Raw genomic sequence first — 18,628 nt, forward strand, 5'->3', positions numbered from 1 at the left:
GTCCATGATGTGGGCGGCACTCGCCCCGCCCACATCACCGATAGGAGTTGCGTCGTGGCAGACTTTCCCGCCCCAGCCGAGGGCATCGTGCTCACCCATTTCCTCGTCTCCGACGATGTCGGCCGCTCGCGGGCCTTCTACACCGAGGTGCTCGGTGGCGAGGCGCTGACGGATGGCGAGCCGACGATCGTGGCGCTGGCCAACAGCTGGATCATCATCAACACCGGCGGCGGCCCCACGGACGACAAACCCTCGAGTACGCTCGAGGCCCCGCACGATCTGGACCGGGTCAGCGCGTTCCTGAATATCCGTGTTGCCGACATCGCCGCTGTATACGCCGACTGGTCGGCCAAGGGCGCGCAGTTCCTCACCGAACCGATCGATCGTGGCCCGGAGATCCGCTGCTACCTGCGTGACCCCGACGGTCACCTCATCGAGGTCGGGCAGAGCCGACGCGGAGTGCCCATCCCCGCCATCACTCCTCACACCCGGAGTTGGATATGCAGGACAAATGATTGCCGTCACCAGTACTCCAGCCGGGGATGCTGACCTTGGCTGAGCTGCGGGGTGATGCGCTGCGGGAACGACACGCACCGACCACCGCGCGGGGTCGCGCGACCCGAAAGCGCATCCTTGATGCGGCCGCGGACCTGATCTTGCGGCGCGGCGTCGCGGCGGTGACGCTGGACGAAGTCGAACGCGCCGCGGGAGTTGGCCGCAGCCAGCTCTACCACTACTTCGACGACCGGGACGATCTCATCCGCTCGGTGGTTCATGTCACCGTGGACACGGTGTTGGCCGCGCAGGAACCGCTGCTCCAGGAAGTCGACTCGCTGGCCGGGATCGACCGCTGGTTCGACGCGATCGTGGCCAACGGGACGCGGCAGGACGCGGTGGGCGGTTGCGCGATCGGCTCGTTGGCCGCCCAGCTCGGCGGCCAGGACGACCCCACCCGACAGGTGTTCGTGGACGCCTTTGCGCGCTGGGAGGCGCCGCTCATCGCGGGCCTGCGCCGGATGCAGGGGTCGGGCGAAGTGCGCCCGGACGTGGACGTGACCGAGCTGGCCCACCTCACCATGGCCGCAATCCAAGGCGGTCTCCTGCTGGCTCAGATCCGCCGGACGCCGGAGCAGCTCCGTCTCGCCCTGCGCGGCGCGCGGGCAGCGCTGGAAGACGCGCTCACCTCTCTGCCCTGAACGCGGTCCCGTGCCGCTCAGCGCGGGTGACCATCCGTCCGTCCTCGGGGCCGTGCGTCGGCGCGGGCCCCGCCCATGCCACCTCGACGATTCGGGGTGCCGCCCCGGGGCGCCGGGCCGCACCGCCCAGCAGAGCGCCGGTGATCGCCGCAGCACGAGCAACCTCAGTTCGGCTGCGCGCACAGTGGCAGGGTGCGTGCCCTACGGAACGATGATCCGGCGCTGGTCCAGGTGGAGCGGTTCTCTGAGAATTCCGGTATGCGGGGTCGGTGCGCCGGCCGAGCGCGCCACGCAGTTGGTTGTCGATGCGCTGGGAGCAGCTCATGCGAAATTTTCCTTTCCGGGCAACAGGGCCAGGGGGAGGCGGACGTTCCTGGCCGACAGGTAACGGCGGCGGTCGGTGACCAGGATGGACACGAGGGTGCCGACGAGGAGCCACGCGGCGAGCTGGGCCACGCCGGTGGTGAGGCCCGTGCCGTCGGTGGCGGTGGCGCGCAACGCCAGCACCGCTCCATGGGTGGGCAGGTAGTCCGCGATCGTGTAGAGCGGCGCGGGCAGCGTGGAGACGATGCCGGTCGCGCCGGCCAGGACGAGCACGGCCAGGGAGGCCAGCCGCCCGGCCCGGCCGAAGATCGCCGTCGCCGCCTGGTTGAGCGCGACGAACGCCGAGGCCGCGAGCAACGCGATCAGCAGGAACCCGATCGTGCCCGCGAAGCCGAGCTTCAGCACGGGGACGGCGATCGCGGTGATGGCCAGCGCCGCGAGCGCCGCCGCGGTCGCCCCCGGGATGGCCGCGCGCAGGATGATCCGCCAGGTCGGTTCGCGGGCGGTGAGCACCGCGTCCGGAACGGCCCGGGTGACGATGTACGTCGCCAGCGCCAGTGCCCACAGCGCGAGCGCCGCGAACAGCGTCAGCGCCAGGGTGCCGACCGGCGTGCCGTCGGTGGTGGCGATACTGGGGTCGGCAGCGACGGTCTTGAGGTGCGCGCGTTCGGCGTCGGTGTAGCTGGGTACCTGGTCACGGCCCTTGTCCAGCTGCGTGGCGAGCTCCTGGGCGCCGTCGTCGACCTTCTTGGCGCCGTCCTTCAGCTGCCCGGCACCGGACGCGAGCTTCTGCGCCCCGGAGTTCGCTTGCCGGACGCCGGCGTCGAGCTGACGGGCGCCACTGGCGGCGGACGCGATCCCGGCGGCCAGCTCACGCGACTTGCCGGCCAGCTGGGCGTTTCCGTCGGCGACCTTCCGGGCGCCCGTGGCCAGGGCCTGGACCGAGTCGCGGGCCTTGACGGCGTTGGCCCGGACGGCGGCCTTGGCGTTGTCGATCTTCGCCGCGTCGGTCGTGAACCGGTCCGCGGTCCGGCGGAGGTCACCGCAGAACGAGGCCGAGCCGCCGCCCGCGGCACACTGGTCGGCCAGCTGCCGGAACTGCGTCGCGGCACCACCCGCCGAGGGCAGCGCGTCGATCGCGGCGATGATCCGGTTGGCCAGCGGCACCACCGTGGCCGCCAGCTGCTCGTTGCCGTCGGCGACCTGATCCGCGCCATTCGCCAGCTGCCGGGTCAACGCGGGCAGCTGTGCGGTGTCCCGCTCGGCCTGGGTCAGTCCGGAGGCCAGCTTCCCCGAACCGGCGGTGAGCTGCGCGGTCCCGTCGGCGAGCTGGTCGGCGCCGGTGCTCAGCTGCCCGGCCGCGTCGGCCAGCCGCCGGGTCCCGTCGGCCAGCTGCCCCGCACCGTCCGCCGCCTGCCCGACCTGCTGGTGCAGGGTCGTGAACCCGACGTACACGTTGTCCAAATAGGTCTCGACGACCTGCTGGTTCAGCGTGCGCTGGGTGGCTTGGGCGACGTGGTCGGCCAACCCCGGGTCGCTGACGCCGGCGGCGTCGGACGTCCGCACCTGCAGCTGCGCCTGCCGGGCGGCGAGGGGCTTGCCGGTGGCGGCCGAGGTGGCGCGGGCGGAGAAGTCCGGCGGGATGGTTACCGTGGCCGCATAGCTCCCGTCGGCCAGGCCGACCGCCGCGTCATCGGCGTCGGTGAGCACCCAGTCGTACGCCGAATCTCCGCTGTGCGTCAGGTATCCGGCGAGCTGACGGCCGAGCGGGATGGTCTGGCCGTTGACCTGGACGGGCTCGTCGTTGTTGACCACGGCCGCCTTCGCGGTGCCGTGGTTGGCGTCCGGCGTCCAGAACGCCCACGTGAGCAGCCCCATGACGATCAGCGGCACGGCGATCAGGCCCGCCCAGGTGCGCCAGGTCAGCGGGCCGGTGGCCAAAGCGCGGGCGGAGTTGGCGAAGGGTTTCAACATCAGGAGACCTCGGCGGGCTGGGCGATGGTGAGGGAGTGCAGGTGGGTGGCGCCGCCGGGCAGCAGATCCCGGATGCGCTCGGGGTCCTGGCAGGTCAGCACGAACGTGGTGCTCCCCCGCTCGGCGAGCATCGTGCGCACGCGGTCGCGGACGTCGGTGCGGAGCACGAGGTCGACGTCGTCGAGGACCACGAGCGCGGCGTCGCCGATCCGCCGGGTGGGGTCCGGCTCCTCGCGGCAGGGCACGACGGCGACATCGCGGCGAAGGGCGTGGGTGTGCTGAGGCAGGACGCGGCCGAGCACTTTGAGGTCGCCGGTGAACTTCGTGACGCGCCCGGCGAGCGTGTAGAGCAACGCGGTCTTGCCGCATGCGCCCGCGCCGTGCAGCACGAGGATTTCCCCGCGCCGCAGATGGAGGTCGACTCCGGTGTAGACCGGGCGGCCGCGGTCGTCCTCCAGGTGGAGCGCGTGGGCGCTGACCGCCTCGGTGCTGCCGGGAGCGGGCCAGTCGGCGAGCCGCAGCTCGTGCACCAGCGCGTCGCCCTCGGCGTCGAACACCGGCAGCGCCCGGTCGAGCTTCGGCGGCAGGCCCCAGGCCCGGCGGCCCAGCAGCGCCAGCACCGCGGGCACCAGGGTCATCCGGATGATGAAGGCGTCGACGAAGACGCCGATCGCGAGGCTGAACGCGATGGGTTTGATGGTGGCGCTGCTTTCGGGCACGAACGCGGCGAACACCGCGAACATGATCACCGCCGCCGCGACCACCACCCGGGATGCGGAGACGAACCCGGACGCGATCGCGTGATGCGGATCGCCGTGGTGGACGTAGTCCTCGCGGATCCGCGAGACGAGGAACACTTCGTAGTCCATCGCGAGTCCGAAAAGGACACCCATCAGGATGATCGGCAGGAAACTGATCACGCTGCCGGTGTGCGTCACGCCGAGGACGTCCGCGAAGTGTCCTTGGACGAACACGAACGACGTCGCCCCGAAGGCCGCGGCGACCGAGAGCAGGTAGCCCGCGGTGGCCTTGATCGGCACCCAGATCGAGCGGAACACCATGGCCAGCAGGATCAGAGAGAGCCCGACGACCAGGATCCCGAACGGCAGCAGGGCGTTGCCGAGCTGGGCGGAGACGTCGATGCCGACCGCGGTGATGCCGGTGACCGCGGTCTGCGTGCCGTAGAGGTCGAGGAAGTGCTGCTCCTGCCCGCGCAACCGGGACACCAGGTCGTCCGTCTGCGCGGAGTCCGGCGGGGTTGCGGGGACGACCTGGATGATCCCGGTGTCGCCCTTGGGGTTCGGGGTTGCCAGCGGTACCGAGGCGACCCCGGGGACGCGCCGGATCTCGTCGGCGAGCTTGTTCACCAGGCCGATCGGGTCGGTGCTGGTGATGATGTCCGCGGTGACGATCAGCGGGCCGTTGTAGCCGGGCCCGAAGTGTTCGCTGACGACCTCGTAGGTGTCGCGGGCGGGACTGCCGTGCTCTTCGGTGCCGTTGTCCGGCAACGCGAGCCTCAGGGACGCGGCGGGGATCGCGCAGATCGCCAGCCCGGCGACCACGAGCAGCACGGTGACCAGCGGTGCCTTCGTCGCGGTCCGCACCCACCAGCGCGCGACCGGCGGTTTCCGGCGGCCGCGGCGCTTCGGTTTCGGGACGCGCGGGCGCAACCGCTTGCCCGCGAAGGACATTAGCGCCGGGACGAGGGTGACGGCGATGCCGACTGCGAGGGCCACGGCGACCGCGGCGGCGATGCCCATGGTGGTCAGGAACGGGATCCCGGCCACGGCCAGGCCGAGCAGGGCGATGACGACGGTGAGGCCGGCGAAGATGACCGCCGAGCCGGCGGTGGCGGTGGCGCGGGCGATGGACTCCTCGACGTCGAGCCCGTCGCCGAGCTGGTCTCGATGCCGCGACAGCAGGAAGAGGGCGTAGTCGATACCGACCGCGAGGCCGATCATCACCGCCAGCATCGGCGCGGTCGAGGAGATCGGTGTGACCAGGGTGGCGAGGTAGATCAGTCCCGCGGCGAAGCCGACCCCGAGGACGGCGGTCACCAGCGGCATGACCGCGGCGATCAGGGAGCGGAACATCAGCACCAGCACCAGCAGCGCGATGAGCAGCCCGATGCCCTCGGTGGGACTCAGCTTGGGCACCCGGTCGGAGAACGCGTCACCGCCGGTGTACACCCGCGTCCCGGTCTGCTTCCCGAGGTCGGCAGCGATCGCGGCGAGCTGCGTCCGGGTGGCCGGATCGACGGCGGTGAGCTGCACCTTCAACGGCACGGCGATGAGCGCGGCCCGGCCGTCCCCCGACACCGCGCCGTGGACACCTCCGTCGAACGGGTTCACGACCGTGGCGACCTGGCCGACCTTCCCGATCCGGATCACGGCCTCGGCCACCGCGGCCCGGATCCGCGGGGTGTCGGCCTTCGCGCCTTCCCCGGCGACGAGCACCAGCTGGGCCGACGTACCGCTGACCTCGGGGAAGACCCGGCCGAGGTGATCGAGCGCGTCCTGCGACTCCGAGCCGGGGATGGCGAACGTGTCGTCGGTGCCGTGGTTGAACGCCACCGCGGCGCCGCCGGCCACGGCCAGGACCACGACCCACACCGCGAGGACGAGCACGCGCGCCCGGGCGGCGGCGCGGCCGAGACGGTAGAGGAACGACGACACGAGGACTCCTGACCACGTTGGATACGTCATGTATCGTAATGCACGATGTATCCGATGCAGAGTGCATCCCGTCACTCCTCCGAGTGGATCGGGGAAAGTAAGGTGACCGCATGACGACCAGCGAGACGAGCCGCGGGAGCCCGAAGGGCATGACGCGCCGGCGCGCGGAGACGCGGCGGCGGGTCATCGAAGCGGCCTACGACGTCTTCACCGAGCTGGGGATCCGTGACGCGCCGGTCGAGCTGATCTGCGACCGCGCGGGGTTCACCCGTGGCGCCTTCTACTCCAACTTCGCCAGCAAGGAGGAGTTGTTCCTCGCGGTCTACGAGGTGCAGATGCAGGAGCGCACCGAGCGGCTGCGCGCGGCGGTCGCCGAAGCCACCGCGGCCGCCGATCCGGCATCCCCCGACGCGGTCACGCGCGTACTGCAGGACGCGGGCGTCCTCTTCATGGAGTCACTCACCGCGGACGAGACGTGGTACCTGCTCAACGTCGAATTCCGCGCCCAGGCGCTGCGCCAGCCCGAGCTGCGGGCCCCGACCGCGGCTGCCGAGCGCCGGTTCCACGACGCGCTCGCCCAGATCCTGCTGGACCTGCTCGGCCGGCTGGGCCTGCGGCTGACCGTCGAACCCCAGAACGCCGTGATCACCATCGTCCGGCTGTACGAAACCATGCTGGAACGGGCCATCCTCGACGAGGTGCCGAGCACCGCCGACAACCGCTATGTGACGCAGGTGCTGCCCCGCCTGCTGACCGCCCTGGTCGCGCCGGGCGGCGACTGACTGCGCGGTCCGATCGGCGAGATAGGACACACCGGAGTGGATCGCCGCCCGGCCACTGTCACGACGGCGGGCAACTTCCAGGTCGCCCGTGGTGCGGTGGGCGGCCGCTGCGCGCCTGCGGGATGACGATGGCGGGAGTCCGTGGACTCCGGCCATCGTCGCATCCGGGTCAGAATGGAACAGGTGTCCGTGCTCGCGGTAGGTGCCCCACGACCACTGGGTGAACTAGTTCCCAGCTGCTCTGGGATCCGAACCGGGCGTCGTTGCCGGACGCGCCGTGCCGCCGAAACGGTTCGTACGCGTCGTTGTTCAGCGTCTGGTCGTTGACGTGGACGATCGCGTTGGCGACCTCGACGGCCTCGTCCTCGTTGCGGACCACCCCTACCGGGGCCACCGGACCGAAGATCTCTTCCCGGGCACGCGGACGTAGCCCGCCTGAAATGGCGGTGCCGATGAGAACTTCGTTGAGGGCGAAGCGAGTGTCGGTGTCGCGGGCTTGGTCGAAGCAATCAAGATCCCGCCTGGAGATCCGATCTCGTTGAGGTGACGTCGGCAACCCAATCGGCGATGTAGGTCGTCGTCGGGGTGATGTTGTCGGCGGCGACATGTTCGACGCCGCCGTCGTGTTCGGTCATGATTTTCAGCTCCCGTCGGACGCTGGTGACCGCGGCGTCGTATTGGTGTCGGGCCATCTCGACCGGGACTTGGCGGTCGTTGTTGCCGTGCAGCACGAGGAACGGCATCCTGATCCGCGCGCTGTCTTCGACGAGGTTCATCCGGGCGGTGAACCGCGCCAGTTCTTCGATCGAGGTTTGGCCGAAGGTCCAGAGCACGTGTTCCCAGAAGTGCGGCACGGACTTCTCGGCCGGTGTTTCGGCGAGCTGTTGCTGACGTCGGCGTTGCAGGGCGCCCCAGTCGTAGATGGCGCCCCAGGCGACGCAGAACGCGAACCGCGGCTCGTAGGCGGCGACGCGCGGGGCGAAGTAGCCGCCCAGCGACCAGCCCGCGATACCGATGCGATCAGGGTCGCAGTCTCCGCGGGAGAGCAGGTAGTCGAGGCAGGCGGTGCCGTAACGTTCGCTCTCGACGATGCCGGGCATGCCGCGCAGCCGTAAGGATTCACCCGAGCTGGGCTGATCCACGATCAGGGTCGAGATGCCGCGGCGGGCGTACTCGCGGGCGATGCCGGTGCCGTAGATCATCTCCTTGGTGGAATCGAGTCCGTTCAAGTGGACCACAATCGGCGGCTGGAATTCGTTCCCGTGGGCGCGGACGAGCAGCCCAGGCAAGGATTCCTCGCCGTAGGGGATCTCGACGAATTCGCAGTCCTCGCGGCCCAGGGTGATCGCTTTGCGGAAGCTGTCGAGACCGGCTCGATACGCGTCGGCTCGTGGGGCGTAGCCGTGCTTCTGCATCCGCTCGGCGGTGAGGAAATAGATGGACGCGCGCCGGTGACGTTCGGCAGCGGACAGGTGATGACCTCGTGCTTCGTCGGCGTCGGCGAGGTCGACCAGCCGCCGGGCCAGGGTGCACCAGGAGGTGAAGAACTCCTCGGTCGTCGGGTCCGGCCCGAGTGGCCGGCACGCTTCGTCGACCTCGCCGATAGCGGCTCCCTGGCTCAGCGCGAGGTTGAGCGAGAGGTTCCACACGTAGTTGCCGGGAAAGTATTCGAACATCGTCAGCTACCAGTTTCAGAGGGTCGGGTCTACCAGGATCTTGCCGTCGAGCCGTCCGGTGGCCAGCGGCTCGAGTCCCCGGGGCACGAGGTCATCGAGGCTGATCACCGCGTCGAGCAGCAGGGGGCCGAGGGTGCCTTCGGCCAGGATGTCCAGTGCGGCGCCGAGGTCGTCGTCGCAGACGTGCGCCACCGTCGAGTCGATCGTGACTTCGCGCAGCGCGAGGGAGAACATGTCCACCGTCGGCTTGTCCTCGGGCAGCCCGACGGCCAGCACGCGGCCGCCCGTGGTCACCATCCGCAAAGCAGTCTCGAACTGCCCAGGCGCGCCGCTGGCTTCGATCACCACGTCGGCGCCGCGGCCCCCAGTCAGCTCCAGTACCGCGGCGACGACGTCGTCGTGCGCGGAGAGGGTGCGGGCCGCGCCGAGTGTCGCGGCGCGGTCGAGCTTCGGGCCGGGCAGGTCGATGACGGTGACGTCGACGTGGATCAGGTGGAACAGGCCGGCGAGGACGAGGGTGCCGATCGCGCCGGCGCCGATGATCACCACGGAGTCGCCGTGGCGGGCCCCGGCGCGGCGGGCGGCGTGCAGACCGACGGCCAGCGGCTGCGCCATCCCGGCCGCGTCGAGGGACAGACCGCAAGGGATCGTACGCAGCGTCCTCGCCGGTGCCGCGACGTACTCAGCCAGCCCGCCCGGGGCGTTCAGCCCCAGCGTGTAGTAGTTGCGGCAGATGTTGGTGCGGCCTTCGGCGCAGCGGTCGCACCGTCCACACCAGACTCCGGCGCCCGCGGCGACGAGCGTTCCGGCGGCGAGCTCGCCGGAACTGTCGACGACTTCGCCGACGAACTCGTGGCCGGGGATCATCGGGCCGAGGTGGCCGCTGGCCGGGTGCCGGTGGTGGAGCGGGACCATGACCGGCCCGTTCGTCCACTCGGTCGCGTCGGTGCCGCAGATGCCGCTGCGCTGCACTGCGATCAGCACCTCCCCGTCCCGGGGGTGCGGGATGGGGACCTGCTCGATGCGGATGTCGCGGGTTCCGTGGTAGACGGCGGCCTTCATGGTGCTGCTCATGCGGTGACCCCGTCGCTCCGGCGGACGTCGGCGGCGTGGTCGATGCTGCCGGTGCGGGGCAGCAACAGGGTAGTGAGCGCGGCCAGGCCGAAGAAGCCGGCGCACACGATGAGGCCGCCGCTGAACCCGACCGTGCCCGCGAGCCCGGCCAGCAGGAACGGCGCGAACGCCGACACGCCGCGGCCGACGTTGAAGCAGAACCCGGCGCCGGTGGCGCGGGCGCGGGTCGGGAACAGTTCGCCGAGGTAGGAGCCGAACAGGCCGAAGAACGCGGTGAAGGCGCCGAAGAGCGGGCCGAGCCACAGCAGCGTGGTCTGGTGGGTGGTGAAGGCGTAGATCGGCAGGGTGAGCATGACGCCGAGCAGGGTGAGGATGATCGTGCGGCGGCGGCCGATCCGGTCGGCGAGGGTCCCGAAGCCGTTGTAGCCGGCGAACATGCCGAGGTTGAGGATCGTCACGAACAAGGCGACGGAACCGGCGGGCAGGTCGCGTTCGGTGGTCAAGTAGGTCGGCAACCAGGTGGTGGCGCCCCAGTAGCCGGTCAGGGCCAGCGCGGCCATCAGCGTGCCCAGCAGGGTCCTGCGGCGCAATGAGCTGCCGAGAACGGCCCGCACGGTGACGGTGTCCTGCAGGTGCCGGTCCTTCTCCGCCGCCCAGGTGGCCGATTCGCGGAAGAAGACCGCGACGACGAGCACCGGCACGACGACCGCGACGCCGGCGATGAGGAACATCTGGCGCCAATCGGGGAGGAACTGCCCGGAGATGGTGGCCGCGATCGCTCCGCCGGCGGGGAAGGCGCTGATCACGAACGCGGCAGCGCGGCCGCGGCTGCGCGGGGGCCAGGTTTCCACAACGTAGGCCGACACGACGCTCCAGACGGCGCCGAGCCCGATACCGGCGAGGAACCGCAGGATGAGGAAGACCGCGAAGCTCGGGACCACGGCCAGCGCCGCGGTGAACCCGCCGAAGACGATCAGCGAGCCGATCAGGGCCTTCTTCCGGCCGAAGTTGTCGGCGAGGTAGCCGCCGGTGACGCTGCTGACCCCGATGCCCAGCAGGGTCGAGGTCGCCAGCAGACCGGCTTGGGTCACCGACAGCCCGAGATCGTGCCGGATCACCGGCAGCGCCAGGGACAGCAGGACGATCTCCAGCGCATCGAACAGGTAGGCGAGGAAACACCCGCCCAACACGATCCAGCGAGTACTTCTCATGGTGGTGCACCTCCACGTTGAGCTGCGGTACGCAGGCTGAACCGGCGGGCCGGCGGGAGTGCCGGCTCGCGGGTGTCGAACGGGGTCAGGGGGCGGCGGGTTCGGCGACGAGCACGAGGTCGAACGCGATGCTCGTCCAGCCCCCCGGCCGGTCCGAGCCGTCAGGAGCCGCCCCGGCGGGGTGGTGCTCGACGTCGACGACGAGGCCATCCTTGACGCCGAACACCGCGTCGCAGCCGAGGTAGGGATCGCCGGCGACGAAGATATGCGTGATCAGGGTGCGGTGGCCCGGTGCGGTGACCATGAAGTGCAGGTGCGCGGGCCGCATCGGGCCGCGGCCGGCCGCGGTGAGCAGGTCGCCGACCGGCCCGTCGTGCGGGATCGGGTACGGCGCCGGCAGCACCGACCAGAACCGGTATCCGCCGTCGGCTCCGGCGCTCAGCCGGCCGCGGCCGGCCGAGCGGTCGTCGGTGTACTGGACGTCGTAGAAGCCGTCCTCGTCGGCCTCCCACACGTCGATGCGTGCCCCGGCGATCGGGTGCCCGTCGGTGTCGCGGACCTGGCCGGAGACGTAGCAGGGGAGGCCGGCCGCGCCGCGGGCGATGTCGCCGCCGAGCTCGACCTCGGGGGCGTCGTCGCTGAAGAAGGGGCCGAAGACCGTCGCCTCGGTTGCCCCGGGCACCGCCGGTTCGTTGATGGCGACGGTCAGCATCGACAGCCCGAGGACGTCGGAGAGCAGGATGAACTCCTGACGGCGGTCGTCGGTGATGTGCCCGGCGCGGGTGAGGAACGCGATCCCCGCTTCCCACTCCTGCTCAGTGAGCCGGACGTCGCGGGCGAAGGCATGCAGGTGCCGCACGAGGCTCTGCATAACCTGGCGCAGCCGCGGGTCGGTGGTGGCGGCGAAGCTGGCCAGGACCTCGTCGGTCACGGCCTGTTCGCGCTCGGCGGGCGTCATGCGACCTCCCCGGCGGGGTCGGTCCCGGCCCACGCCGCATGCAGCAGCGTCCGGAGGCCCTCGGCGGTGATCGGGCGCGGGTTGTCGGCGGGGGCGAGCGCGAGGATGTCGCCGTGGACGGTGTCGAGGTCGGATTCGCGCAGCCCGAGTTCCCGTAGCCCGGCCGGGACGCCGAGCTTCGCGCCGAGGTCGCGCAGGGCTTTGACCGGATCGGGGTGGCCGAGCGCGGCGGCGATCCGGGCCACCGCGTCGGGAGCGTGGGGTGCATTGAAAGAAAGGACGTACGGGAGCACGATCGCGTGGGTCCGGGCGTGCGGGAGGTCGAACGCGCCGCCCAGGACGTGGCAGATCTTGTGGTGCAGGCCGGATCCGGTGACGGCGAACGCGGATCCGGCGAGGTAGGCGCCCAACAGCAGCTCGGTCCGCGCCGCCGCGTCGGCGGCGCCGCGGGACAGGCCGGTGGTGAGGTGCCGGATGCCGTCCTCGGCGACGGCGGCCGAGACAGGGTTGCGGCGTGGGGCCCAGAAGGCGTCGACGCAGTGGGCCATGGCGTTGAGACCGCTGGCGGCCGACAGCTCGGCCGGCAGCGTCGCGGTCAGGTCGGGGTCGTAGACGACCGTGCGGGGCAGCACCCGCGGGTCGGTGCCGGTGGTCTTGCGGCCGCGCTCGGTCAGTCCCCACACCGGGGTGACCTCGGACCCGGCGTAGGTGGTGGGCACGGCGAGGATCGGCAGCCCGCTGGTCAGTGCGACGGCTTTGGCGGTGCCGGTGGTCGATCCGCCGCCCACCGACAGCAGCAGGTCCGTGCCCGTGGCCGTAGCGCGCGCGAGGTCGGCGGTCTCGATCGGGACGTGCGGGCGCACGGCCGTGAACGTCGCGGCGATCCGGTCGGCGAACGGCGCGGTGAGCTCGCGGGCCAGTGCGGTCTCGGTCTCCGCCGCCACGAGCAGGATCCGCGTGGCGCCGAGCGCGTCGACCTCGGCGTGCAGGCGGGTGCGCGCCACGGCGGGGCCGAACACGATGCGGCTGGGCAGGGCGTCGTAAGTGAAGGTGGTCATCGGGGCGGCTCCGGCAGGACGGTGGGCTGGTAGGCCAGCAGCAGCCAGCGGCCGTCTTGGCGCACCCACACGGCCATCGCGCGGTTCGCCAGGGTCTTGCGGGTGCCGCCGGCGGTGATGTCGGCGTGCATCTCGCCGACCACGACGGCGGTGTCACCGGCCACGAGGATGCGATCCACCGGGTGCTCGATGTGGTGGTAGACGTAGAACCCGGACCGGAGCTTGTCCTGATAGGACTCCAGGGTGTCGGTGACACCGTTGGAGTGGGTGTAGGCGAGGTCGGGGTGGGCGTACGCGGTGAAGGCGTCGACGTCGCCGGCGATCACCGCGGCGTAGCGGGCATCTTCCAGAGCGCGGACGGTCGACTCGACCTCGCCGACGGTGCTGGGCATCATGAAAGCGCTTCCTTCTTTGTGGTACGCCCACGCAGGGCCGCGAGCACCTGAGCCATGTCCTTCTCCCCGAGCCCGGCGGCAGTCGCGTCGTCCAGCACGGCGTAGGCGGCTTCGGCGCCCGGCAAGGCGAAGCGGCCGCCGGCCAGGTCGAGGGCCAGTCCGAGGTCCTTGCGAATCAGCGAAATCGGCGCGGCGACCCCGGCCGAGTCCGGGGCGAGGAACGCCTCCTCCTTGTATCCGACGTAGGGTGCGCCAGCCGCGCTGGCGCGCAGCACCTCGTAGAAGACGGAGAGGTCCAGCTCGCCCGCCTCGGCGATCAGCAGCCCTTCGGCGATTCCTTGGCTGAGGGTGGCGAGCACGGCGTTGACCGCCAGCTTCGCCGCCGAGCCCGACCCGGCCGGGCCGGTGTGGAACTGGGCCGCCGTCATCGCGGCGAGGACCGGGCGGATCCGGGCGAACTGGTCGTCCGTGCCGCCGACCATGGTGGTGAGCGCGGCGGTCTCGGCCATCGACACGCTTCCGGACACCGGCGCGTCGACGACGTCCACCGGGCCGGCGACGGCCAGGTCCCGCACCACGGCGGGCCCGACGGTGCCCATCACGACGTGCAGGTGATCGCGACCGGCGCCGGCGAGGCCGCGTTCGACCAGTTCCCGGGTCGACGCGCCATCCGGCAGCATGCTGATGCTCAGCTCCGTGGCGGCGAGCTCGGCCGCCGCGACGGCGGTGATGCCGTCCGGGACGCGGTCGAGGCCCGGATCGTGGGCGAGCACCGTGTGCCCGGCCCGCGCCAGGTGGGTGGCCATCGGCCGGCCCATCCGGCCGAGACCGGCGAATCCGATCAGCATGCCGGCTCCTCTCCATCGACGTTGACTCAAGTGTTCACTAATATTGAACACATGAGAGCGAACGTCAAGTGAGAACGGACACGTAGAGACCGGTCAGTCGCGCTGCGAAGACAGCAGGTCGAGTGCTTCGACCACGTTGGCCGGGCGCGGCGAGGCCTCGGCGGCGTGGTCGCCGAGCTGGGCTTTCACCCACTCGCGGGTGTGCTCGAGCTCGTGTCGGCCGGCCACGAACCACACGCCGCGCGCGGGCTCCGTGCCGTGGTTGAGGTACAGGTGCGGGCGCGCGGAGTCGAAGCACAGCGAGTCGCCGGCGGTGATCAGGTGCCGGTCGAAGTCGAGCAGCAAGGTCAGCTCGCCGGAGAGCAGGTAGGCGTATTCGGTTCCGCTGTGCCGCATCAGCGTCCGGTCGGCCGAACTGGCGGCACCGGGCGCGTAGGTGACCAGCAGTGTGTCCACGTCGGCGCGGCCGGCGAGCCGTTCCCAGCGGACACCGTTGGCCATCTCGAGGACGGGATTGTCGGCGGCGCGCTGCACGACGTCGGACTCCGCTCGCGCGACCGGCTGCTCGGCGGCGACCGGCGCGGCCTGACCCGCGCCGGTACCGGTGCCGAGGAGGCTGTCGAGGGAGATGCCGAGGTGGTTGACCAGCGCGTACAGCGTGCTCACCGACGGCTGGGACCGGCCGGTCTCGACCTGGGAGAGCAGGCTCGCCGAGATGCCGGCCGCGGTCGCCACGCTGCGCAGGCTCAGCTTCCGCGCCAGCCGCGCTTGCCGCAGCCCCGGCCCGATCTTGTCCTCCATCGCATGTCCTCCACGCCTGGGTTCGCTGCCACTGAACATTACCGGGCGACATCAAGAGTATGCAGCGAGTTCCGTTGGCAGTGCTGTACCAGAAGCGACTGCGGATGCGATTATTCTGGATATATCGCAGGTCGGCGGACAGGGGGCCCGATGACGACAGTGCACGGGAAAGTCCAACCTGTCGGATCCCGCCGGACCGGTGGACGGGCCGCAATGGTCGTCGCAGCCGTGCACCGGGCGACGTCGGAACTGCTGGGCGAGGCGGGCTACGACGCTCTGGAGTTGCCGGACGTCGCCACGCGAGCGGGGGTCGCCAAGAGCACCGTCTACCGCCGCTGGCCGACGAAGATGCACCTGGTCGCCGACACAATGCTCGCGACCGCCGCTCAGGCCGTACTGCCCGCCGACACCGGCACCCTGATCGACGATCTCATCGCCCTGATCAGCGACATTGTCGAACTGCTCGGGTCACCAGCGGTCCGGGCGGCGCTCACCGGCGTGACGGCCGGCGACCTGGATCCGGTCGCGAAAGCCGCACGCGAAGCGTTCTGGAACGAGCGATTCCGGTGCGGCGCAGTCATCGTCGACCGGGCGATCGCCCGCGGCGAGATCCCCGCTGCGACCAGCCCGCGCCTGCTGCTGGAACACGCTTGCAGCCCGGTCTACTTCCGGCTCCTGGTGACCGGCGACCCCGTCGGGCCCGCCGACATCGAGCTGTTCGCCCGCCGCGCGGCCGCCTTCCCCATCGCAGGGTGATCTAACCCAGTCCCACTTGACAGCAGTGTTCAGTAGCGTTAAACAAAAGGCGACTACAGTAGCTTTTGCACGCCTGGAGGCATCGATGCCGACACACGAGCCGACGATCAAGGCCGTCCTGGCCGGACGCCCCGTCAGCCAGGACGACGTCCGGGCGTGGGAGACAGCGCGGCTGCGCAAGGCCGCCCGCAAGATCGGCCTCCCGGCCCCGGCCGGTGAACTCGCCCGCGCGCGGCAGTCGTTCGCCGACGCCAAGCTGGCGCTCGGCCCGGACGAAGTCCGGCGCCGGCTAGCTCGCGACATCCGCCGCGCCGACGCCGTCGCCCGCGCCTCCACCCGGCTCTCCCGCGGGCGCCGCACCACCAGCACCTGCGACCTCTACGTCACCGGAGCCGGCACGGCCGCGGAGTTCGTCGCCTGGTTCACCGGCACCGACCGCGAGGACTACGCCCGCAGCATGATCGCCGCCAACCCCGACCACTTCCTGATCGACACCGCCCCCGACGGGCGCCAGGAAGTCATCGAGACCACCGGAGGCAGCCCGCTCGCCACCCGGTTCCTGATCGACTACTCCGATACCGCCGAGATCGTCACCCAGCGAGACCCGGCGTTCCCGCTCGAGACCTCCGGCGTCGCCCGCGCCGGCACGGGCCTGGCGATCGGCGCGGTCCGGCACGAGTTCCGCGACCACGGCGACGGGTTCCACGCCCGCCTCTGCGTCGAATTCCCCCAGCTCGCCATGCCGAGCATGATCAAGCAGCACCGCATGCATCTGGCCTGCGAGTTCTCCAACTGGATCACTTTCGCCTTCACGCACTGACGGCGGAAGCCCGTCTGCTCCCACAGGCGGGCCATCGGCCGCTGCAGGACGCGCCTCGCGGCCACCGGCCGGCTCGCGAATTGCCGCGTGGCCGGATAGTCCCGATTCGGCGTCCGCCCTCGGGGCGCCGTTTTCTGTCAACGACAAGGAGCCTCCATGAGCAACGACGGCACGGTCACTCTCAGGACCGAGGACCACATCGCGATCATCACGGTCGAGAACGAGGCCAAGCTGAACTCCTACACGCCGGACATGATGCGTCAGCTGGCCACGCACCTGACCACGTTCGACGAGGACGACACCCTGTGGGCGGCGGTGTTCTCCTCGGCGGGCGAACACACGACGGCAGGGCTGGACATGCCGAAATTCTTCGGCCCGGACGCGGACGCGGACGTCGACCCCGCGCTGGTCGACCCGTTCGCCCTGGGGCGCCGGACCACCAAGCCCGTCGTGGCCGTGGTGCAGGGATACACCTTCACCGTGGGCATCGAGATGATGCTCGCCGCCGACATCGTGGTCGCCGCGGACACCGCGCAGTTCCAGCAACTCGAGGTGTCTCGTGGGATCGCGCCGCTGGGCGGAGCCCACTTTCGGTACCTGACCCGCACCGGTTGGGGTAACGCGATGTATCACCTGCTGCGCGCCGACCGCTTCGATGCCCAGCGCGCCCTGGAACTCGGCTTCGTGCAAGAGGTCGTGCCGTTCGGGCAGCATTTCGACCGTGGCCTGGAGCTGGCGCGCGAGATCTGCGCCAACGCCCCGCTGGGTGTGCGCGCCACCAAGGCCGCAGCGCTGAAGTATCTCGACGAGGGCGAAGCCGCCGCGGTCGCCGCGATCGACCAGGTCAAGGAGTCGGTGTTCAACAGCCAGGACTTCCGCGAGGGCATCCAGTCCTTCGTCGAGCGACGCAAGGCGCAGTTCCAGGGGAAGTAGCTCGCGCCATACGCACGAGACACCCCGATCAGAGTCGACCCCTGTGTCAGCGGCGATGCTCGCCGCAGGACCCGGGGATCCGTTTATCGAGCCGGCTGATCTCGCGCGGCATTCCACAGGCCGCGACGAAGTCGACCCGACTGGTCGCGAAGGCCTGCCATGGCTTGAGCAGATCAACGAGTTCGCCATGCCGCCCTGGAGACGGACGGCCTCCCCGGGGAAGCTCACCCCCGGCCGTGGTGTCACGCAACGCGGCGATCTGAAGCAGTTCGGCGTGGCGGCCAAGCCCTGCGGCCCGCCGACCGAGCCCGCGGGCTACCGCTGTGCCTCGATTTTCATCTAGCCCACCACGTGAGGAAGCAGTCATATGAGTTCGGATTTGTTCTCTGTTGCGGGGAAAACCGCCCTGGTAACCGGCGGCACTCGCGGCATCGGCTACATGATCGCCGAAGGGCTGGTGAAAGCCGGGGCGCACGTGATCGTCTCCTCCCGCAAGGCCGCTGCCTGTGCCGCAGCGGAGGAAGCGCTGTCCCAGCACGGGCGGGCCACGGCGATCCCGGCCGACCTGTCCGACCCCGCGCAGACGGCCGCACTGGCGGAGAAAGTCGCCGCCCACGCCTCGCAGGTGCACATCCTGGTGAACAACGCCGGCGCCACCTGGGGCGCCGAGTTCGACGAGTTCCCGGTTTCGGGCTGGGACAAGGTACTGAACCTGAACCTGCGAGCGCCGTTCCTGCTCGCCCAGCGACTGCGGCCCCTGCTGGACAAGGCCAGCAGCGCGGACGACCCGGCCCGAATCATCAACATCGGTTCGATCGACGGGATCGCCGTGCCCACGTTCAAGAACTACTCCTACAGTGCGGCCAAGGCTGGTCTGCACCACCTGACCAAGCACATGGCCGCCACACTCGCACCGGGCATCCTGGTGAACGCGATCGCCCCGGGACCGTTCCCCACCAAGATGACCGAAACCGTGCTTGCCGAGCGCGGACAACAGATCCTGGACGACTCACCGCTGCACCGGATCGGCCGCGCCGACGACGCCGCGGCGCTGGCGATCTTCCTGTCCGCGCGGGGCTCCTCGTTCATCACCGGAGCGACCATCCCGCTCGACGGTGGCCTGTCGACCACGATGCGGATCGGGTGA

At 70.5% G+C, this 18,628-nt stretch carries 18 protein-coding genes; 8 read left to right on the forward strand and 10 right to left on the reverse strand.

Annotated features, from left to right (window positions below; translation table 11 throughout):
• Positions 1 to 54 precede the first annotated feature (54 nt).
• Positions 55 to 549, forward strand: coding sequence for a VOC family protein (locus ACIRSS_RS05245; RefSeq protein ID WP_400890725.1), 495 nt, complete (start codon positions 55 to 57; stop codon positions 547 to 549).
• The gene (locus ACIRSS_RS05250) at positions 543 to 1,196 is read left to right on the forward strand and encodes a TetR/AcrR family transcriptional regulator (protein ID WP_400890727.1); all 654 of its coding nucleotides are present in this window, start codon (positions 543 to 545) and stop codon (positions 1,194 to 1,196) included. The genes ACIRSS_RS05245 and ACIRSS_RS05250 overlap by 7 nt, the downstream gene beginning before the upstream one ends.
• 321 nt (positions 1,197 to 1,517) lie before the next feature.
• Here ACIRSS_RS05250 and ACIRSS_RS05255 read toward each other — a convergent pair whose 3' ends face one another.
• Positions 1,518 to 3,494, reverse strand: coding sequence for a YhgE/Pip family protein (locus ACIRSS_RS05255; RefSeq protein ID WP_400890729.1), 1,977 nt, complete (start codon positions 3,492 to 3,494; stop codon positions 1,518 to 1,520).
• A complete protein-coding gene (locus tag ACIRSS_RS05260) occupies positions 3,494 to 6,199 on the reverse strand; it encodes an MMPL family transporter (RefSeq protein WP_400890731.1) in 2,706 nt (901 codons plus the stop codon). The genes ACIRSS_RS05255 and ACIRSS_RS05260 overlap by 1 nt, the downstream gene beginning before the upstream one ends.
• An 80-nt stretch (positions 6,200 to 6,279) precedes the next feature.
• On the opposite strand from ACIRSS_RS05260, the gene ACIRSS_RS05265 reads away from it, so the two are divergent.
• On the forward strand, positions 6,280 to 6,951 hold the full coding sequence (locus tag ACIRSS_RS05265) for a TetR/AcrR family transcriptional regulator (RefSeq protein ID WP_400890734.1): 672 nt from the start codon (positions 6,280 to 6,282) through the stop codon (positions 6,949 to 6,951).
• Between the two features lie 509 nt (positions 6,952 to 7,460).
• Here ACIRSS_RS05265 and ACIRSS_RS05270 read toward each other — a convergent pair.
• The 8 genes from ACIRSS_RS05270 to ACIRSS_RS05305 form a co-directional block, all read right to left on the reverse strand.
• Positions 7,461 to 8,627, reverse strand: a complete 1,167-nt coding sequence (locus ACIRSS_RS05270) for an alpha/beta hydrolase family protein (protein WP_400890736.1) — start codon at positions 8,625 to 8,627, stop codon at positions 7,461 to 7,463.
• A gap of 15 nt (positions 8,628 to 8,642) precedes the next feature.
• A complete protein-coding gene (locus tag ACIRSS_RS05275) occupies positions 8,643 to 9,701 on the reverse strand; it encodes a zinc-binding dehydrogenase (protein WP_400890738.1) in 1,059 nt (352 codons plus the stop codon).
• On the reverse strand, positions 9,698 to 10,912 hold the full coding sequence (locus ACIRSS_RS05280; RefSeq protein ID WP_400890741.1) for an MFS transporter: 1,215 nt from the start codon (positions 10,910 to 10,912) through the stop codon (positions 9,698 to 9,700). The genes ACIRSS_RS05275 and ACIRSS_RS05280 overlap by 4 nt, the downstream gene beginning before the upstream one ends.
• An 85-nt stretch (positions 10,913 to 10,997) precedes the next feature.
• Positions 10,998 to 11,870 (reverse strand): intradiol ring-cleavage dioxygenase, encoded by an 873-nt coding sequence (locus ACIRSS_RS05285; protein ID WP_400890743.1) that lies wholly within the window; start codon positions 11,868 to 11,870, stop codon positions 10,998 to 11,000.
• A complete protein-coding gene (locus ACIRSS_RS05290; RefSeq protein ID WP_400890745.1) occupies positions 11,867 to 12,928 on the reverse strand; it encodes a maleylacetate reductase in 1,062 nt (353 codons plus the stop codon). Before ACIRSS_RS05290 ends, ACIRSS_RS05285 begins: the two co-directional genes overlap by 4 nt.
• Entirely contained in the window at positions 12,925 to 13,323 is a 399-nt protein-coding gene (locus ACIRSS_RS05295; RefSeq protein ID WP_400890748.1) for a nuclear transport factor 2 family protein, read from the reverse strand. Before ACIRSS_RS05295 ends, ACIRSS_RS05290 begins: the two co-directional genes overlap by 4 nt.
• Entirely contained in the window at positions 13,320 to 14,171 is an 852-nt protein-coding gene (locus ACIRSS_RS05300) for an NAD(P)-dependent oxidoreductase (protein WP_400890750.1), read from the reverse strand. Before ACIRSS_RS05300 ends, ACIRSS_RS05295 begins: the two co-directional genes overlap by 4 nt.
• Positions 14,172 to 14,264: 93 nt before the next feature.
• Positions 14,265 to 14,972 (reverse strand): helix-turn-helix domain-containing protein, encoded by a 708-nt coding sequence (locus tag ACIRSS_RS05305; RefSeq protein WP_400890752.1) that lies wholly within the window; start codon positions 14,970 to 14,972, stop codon positions 14,265 to 14,267.
• Positions 14,973 to 15,185: 213 nt separating this feature from the next.
• Here ACIRSS_RS05305 and ACIRSS_RS05310 point away from each other — a divergent pair, with 213 nt between their 5' ends.
• The 5 genes from ACIRSS_RS05310 (at position 15,186) to ACIRSS_RS05330 (ending at position 18,628) form a co-directional block, all read left to right on the forward strand.
• Positions 15,186 to 15,728, forward strand: coding sequence for a TetR/AcrR family transcriptional regulator (locus ACIRSS_RS05310; RefSeq protein WP_400890754.1), 543 nt, complete (start codon positions 15,186 to 15,188; stop codon positions 15,726 to 15,728).
• A gap of 85 nt (positions 15,729 to 15,813) precedes the next feature.
• Positions 15,814 to 16,548 carry a hypothetical protein gene (locus ACIRSS_RS05315; protein WP_400890757.1) on the forward strand — a complete coding sequence of 245 codons (735 nt, stop codon included), beginning with the start codon at positions 15,814 to 15,816 and terminating at the stop codon, positions 16,546 to 16,548.
• A gap of 156 nt (positions 16,549 to 16,704) precedes the next feature.
• On the forward strand, positions 16,705 to 17,481 hold the full coding sequence (locus tag ACIRSS_RS05320; protein WP_400890759.1) for a crotonase/enoyl-CoA hydratase family protein: 777 nt from the start codon (positions 16,705 to 16,707) through the stop codon (positions 17,479 to 17,481).
• 43 nt (positions 17,482 to 17,524) lie between these two features.
• Positions 17,525 to 17,824 carry a hypothetical protein gene (locus ACIRSS_RS05325; protein ID WP_400890760.1) on the forward strand — a complete coding sequence of 100 codons (300 nt, stop codon included), beginning with the start codon at positions 17,525 to 17,527 and terminating at the stop codon, positions 17,822 to 17,824.
• A 24-nt stretch (positions 17,825 to 17,848) separates the two neighbouring features.
• Positions 17,849 to 18,628 (forward strand): SDR family oxidoreductase, encoded by a 780-nt coding sequence (locus ACIRSS_RS05330; protein ID WP_400890762.1) that lies wholly within the window; start codon positions 17,849 to 17,851, stop codon positions 18,626 to 18,628.

The organism is Amycolatopsis sp. NPDC101161 (genome assembly GCF_044768185.1).
In the GTDB taxonomy this organism is placed as follows: domain Bacteria; phylum Actinomycetota; class Actinomycetes; order Mycobacteriales; family Pseudonocardiaceae; genus Amycolatopsis.

Excerpts from the sequence above, each read along its gene's own strand:
- ACIRSS_RS05270 (WP_400890736.1), bottom strand. The coding sequence starts at position 8,627 with ATGTTCGAATACTTTCCCGGCAACTACGTGTGGAACCTCTCGCTCAAC.
- ACIRSS_RS05310 (WP_400890754.1), top strand. The coding sequence starts at position 15,186 with ATGGTCGTCGCAGCCGTGCACCGGGCGACGTCGGAACTGCTGGGCGAG.
- ACIRSS_RS05285 (WP_400890743.1), bottom strand. The coding sequence starts at position 11,870 with ATGACGCCCGCCGAGCGCGAACAGGCCGTGACCGACGAGGTCCTGGCC.
- ACIRSS_RS05315 (WP_400890757.1), top strand. The coding sequence starts at position 15,814 with ATGCCGACACACGAGCCGACGATCAAGGCCGTCCTGGCCGGACGCCCC.
- ACIRSS_RS05300 (WP_400890750.1), bottom strand. The coding sequence starts at position 14,171 with ATGCTGATCGGATTCGCCGGTCTCGGCCGGATGGGCCGGCCGATGGCC.
- ACIRSS_RS05305 (WP_400890752.1), bottom strand. The coding sequence starts at position 14,972 with ATGGAGGACAAGATCGGGCCGGGGCTGCGGCAAGCGCGGCTGGCGCGG.
- ACIRSS_RS05255 (WP_400890729.1), bottom strand. The coding sequence starts at position 3,494 with ATGTTGAAACCCTTCGCCAACTCCGCCCGCGCTTTGGCCACCGGCCCG.
- ACIRSS_RS05290 (WP_400890745.1), bottom strand. The coding sequence starts at position 12,928 with ATGACCACCTTCACTTACGACGCCCTGCCCAGCCGCATCGTGTTCGGC.
- ACIRSS_RS05250 (WP_400890727.1), top strand. The coding sequence starts at position 543 with ATGCTGACCTTGGCTGAGCTGCGGGGTGATGCGCTGCGGGAACGACAC.
- ACIRSS_RS05265 (WP_400890734.1), top strand. The coding sequence starts at position 6,280 with ATGACGACCAGCGAGACGAGCCGCGGGAGCCCGAAGGGCATGACGCGC.
- ACIRSS_RS05260 (WP_400890731.1), bottom strand. The coding sequence starts at position 6,199 with ATGACGTATCCAACGTGGTCAGGAGTCCTCGTGTCGTCGTTCCTCTAC.
- ACIRSS_RS05320 (WP_400890759.1), top strand. The coding sequence starts at position 16,705 with ATGAGCAACGACGGCACGGTCACTCTCAGGACCGAGGACCACATCGCG.
- ACIRSS_RS05295 (WP_400890748.1), bottom strand. The coding sequence starts at position 13,323 with ATGATGCCCAGCACCGTCGGCGAGGTCGAGTCGACCGTCCGCGCTCTG.
- ACIRSS_RS05275 (WP_400890738.1), bottom strand. The coding sequence starts at position 9,701 with ATGAGCAGCACCATGAAGGCCGCCGTCTACCACGGAACCCGCGACATC.
- ACIRSS_RS05330 (WP_400890762.1), top strand. The coding sequence starts at position 17,849 with ATGAGTTCGGATTTGTTCTCTGTTGCGGGGAAAACCGCCCTGGTAACC.
- ACIRSS_RS05280 (WP_400890741.1), bottom strand. The coding sequence starts at position 10,912 with ATGAGAAGTACTCGCTGGATCGTGTTGGGCGGGTGTTTCCTCGCCTAC.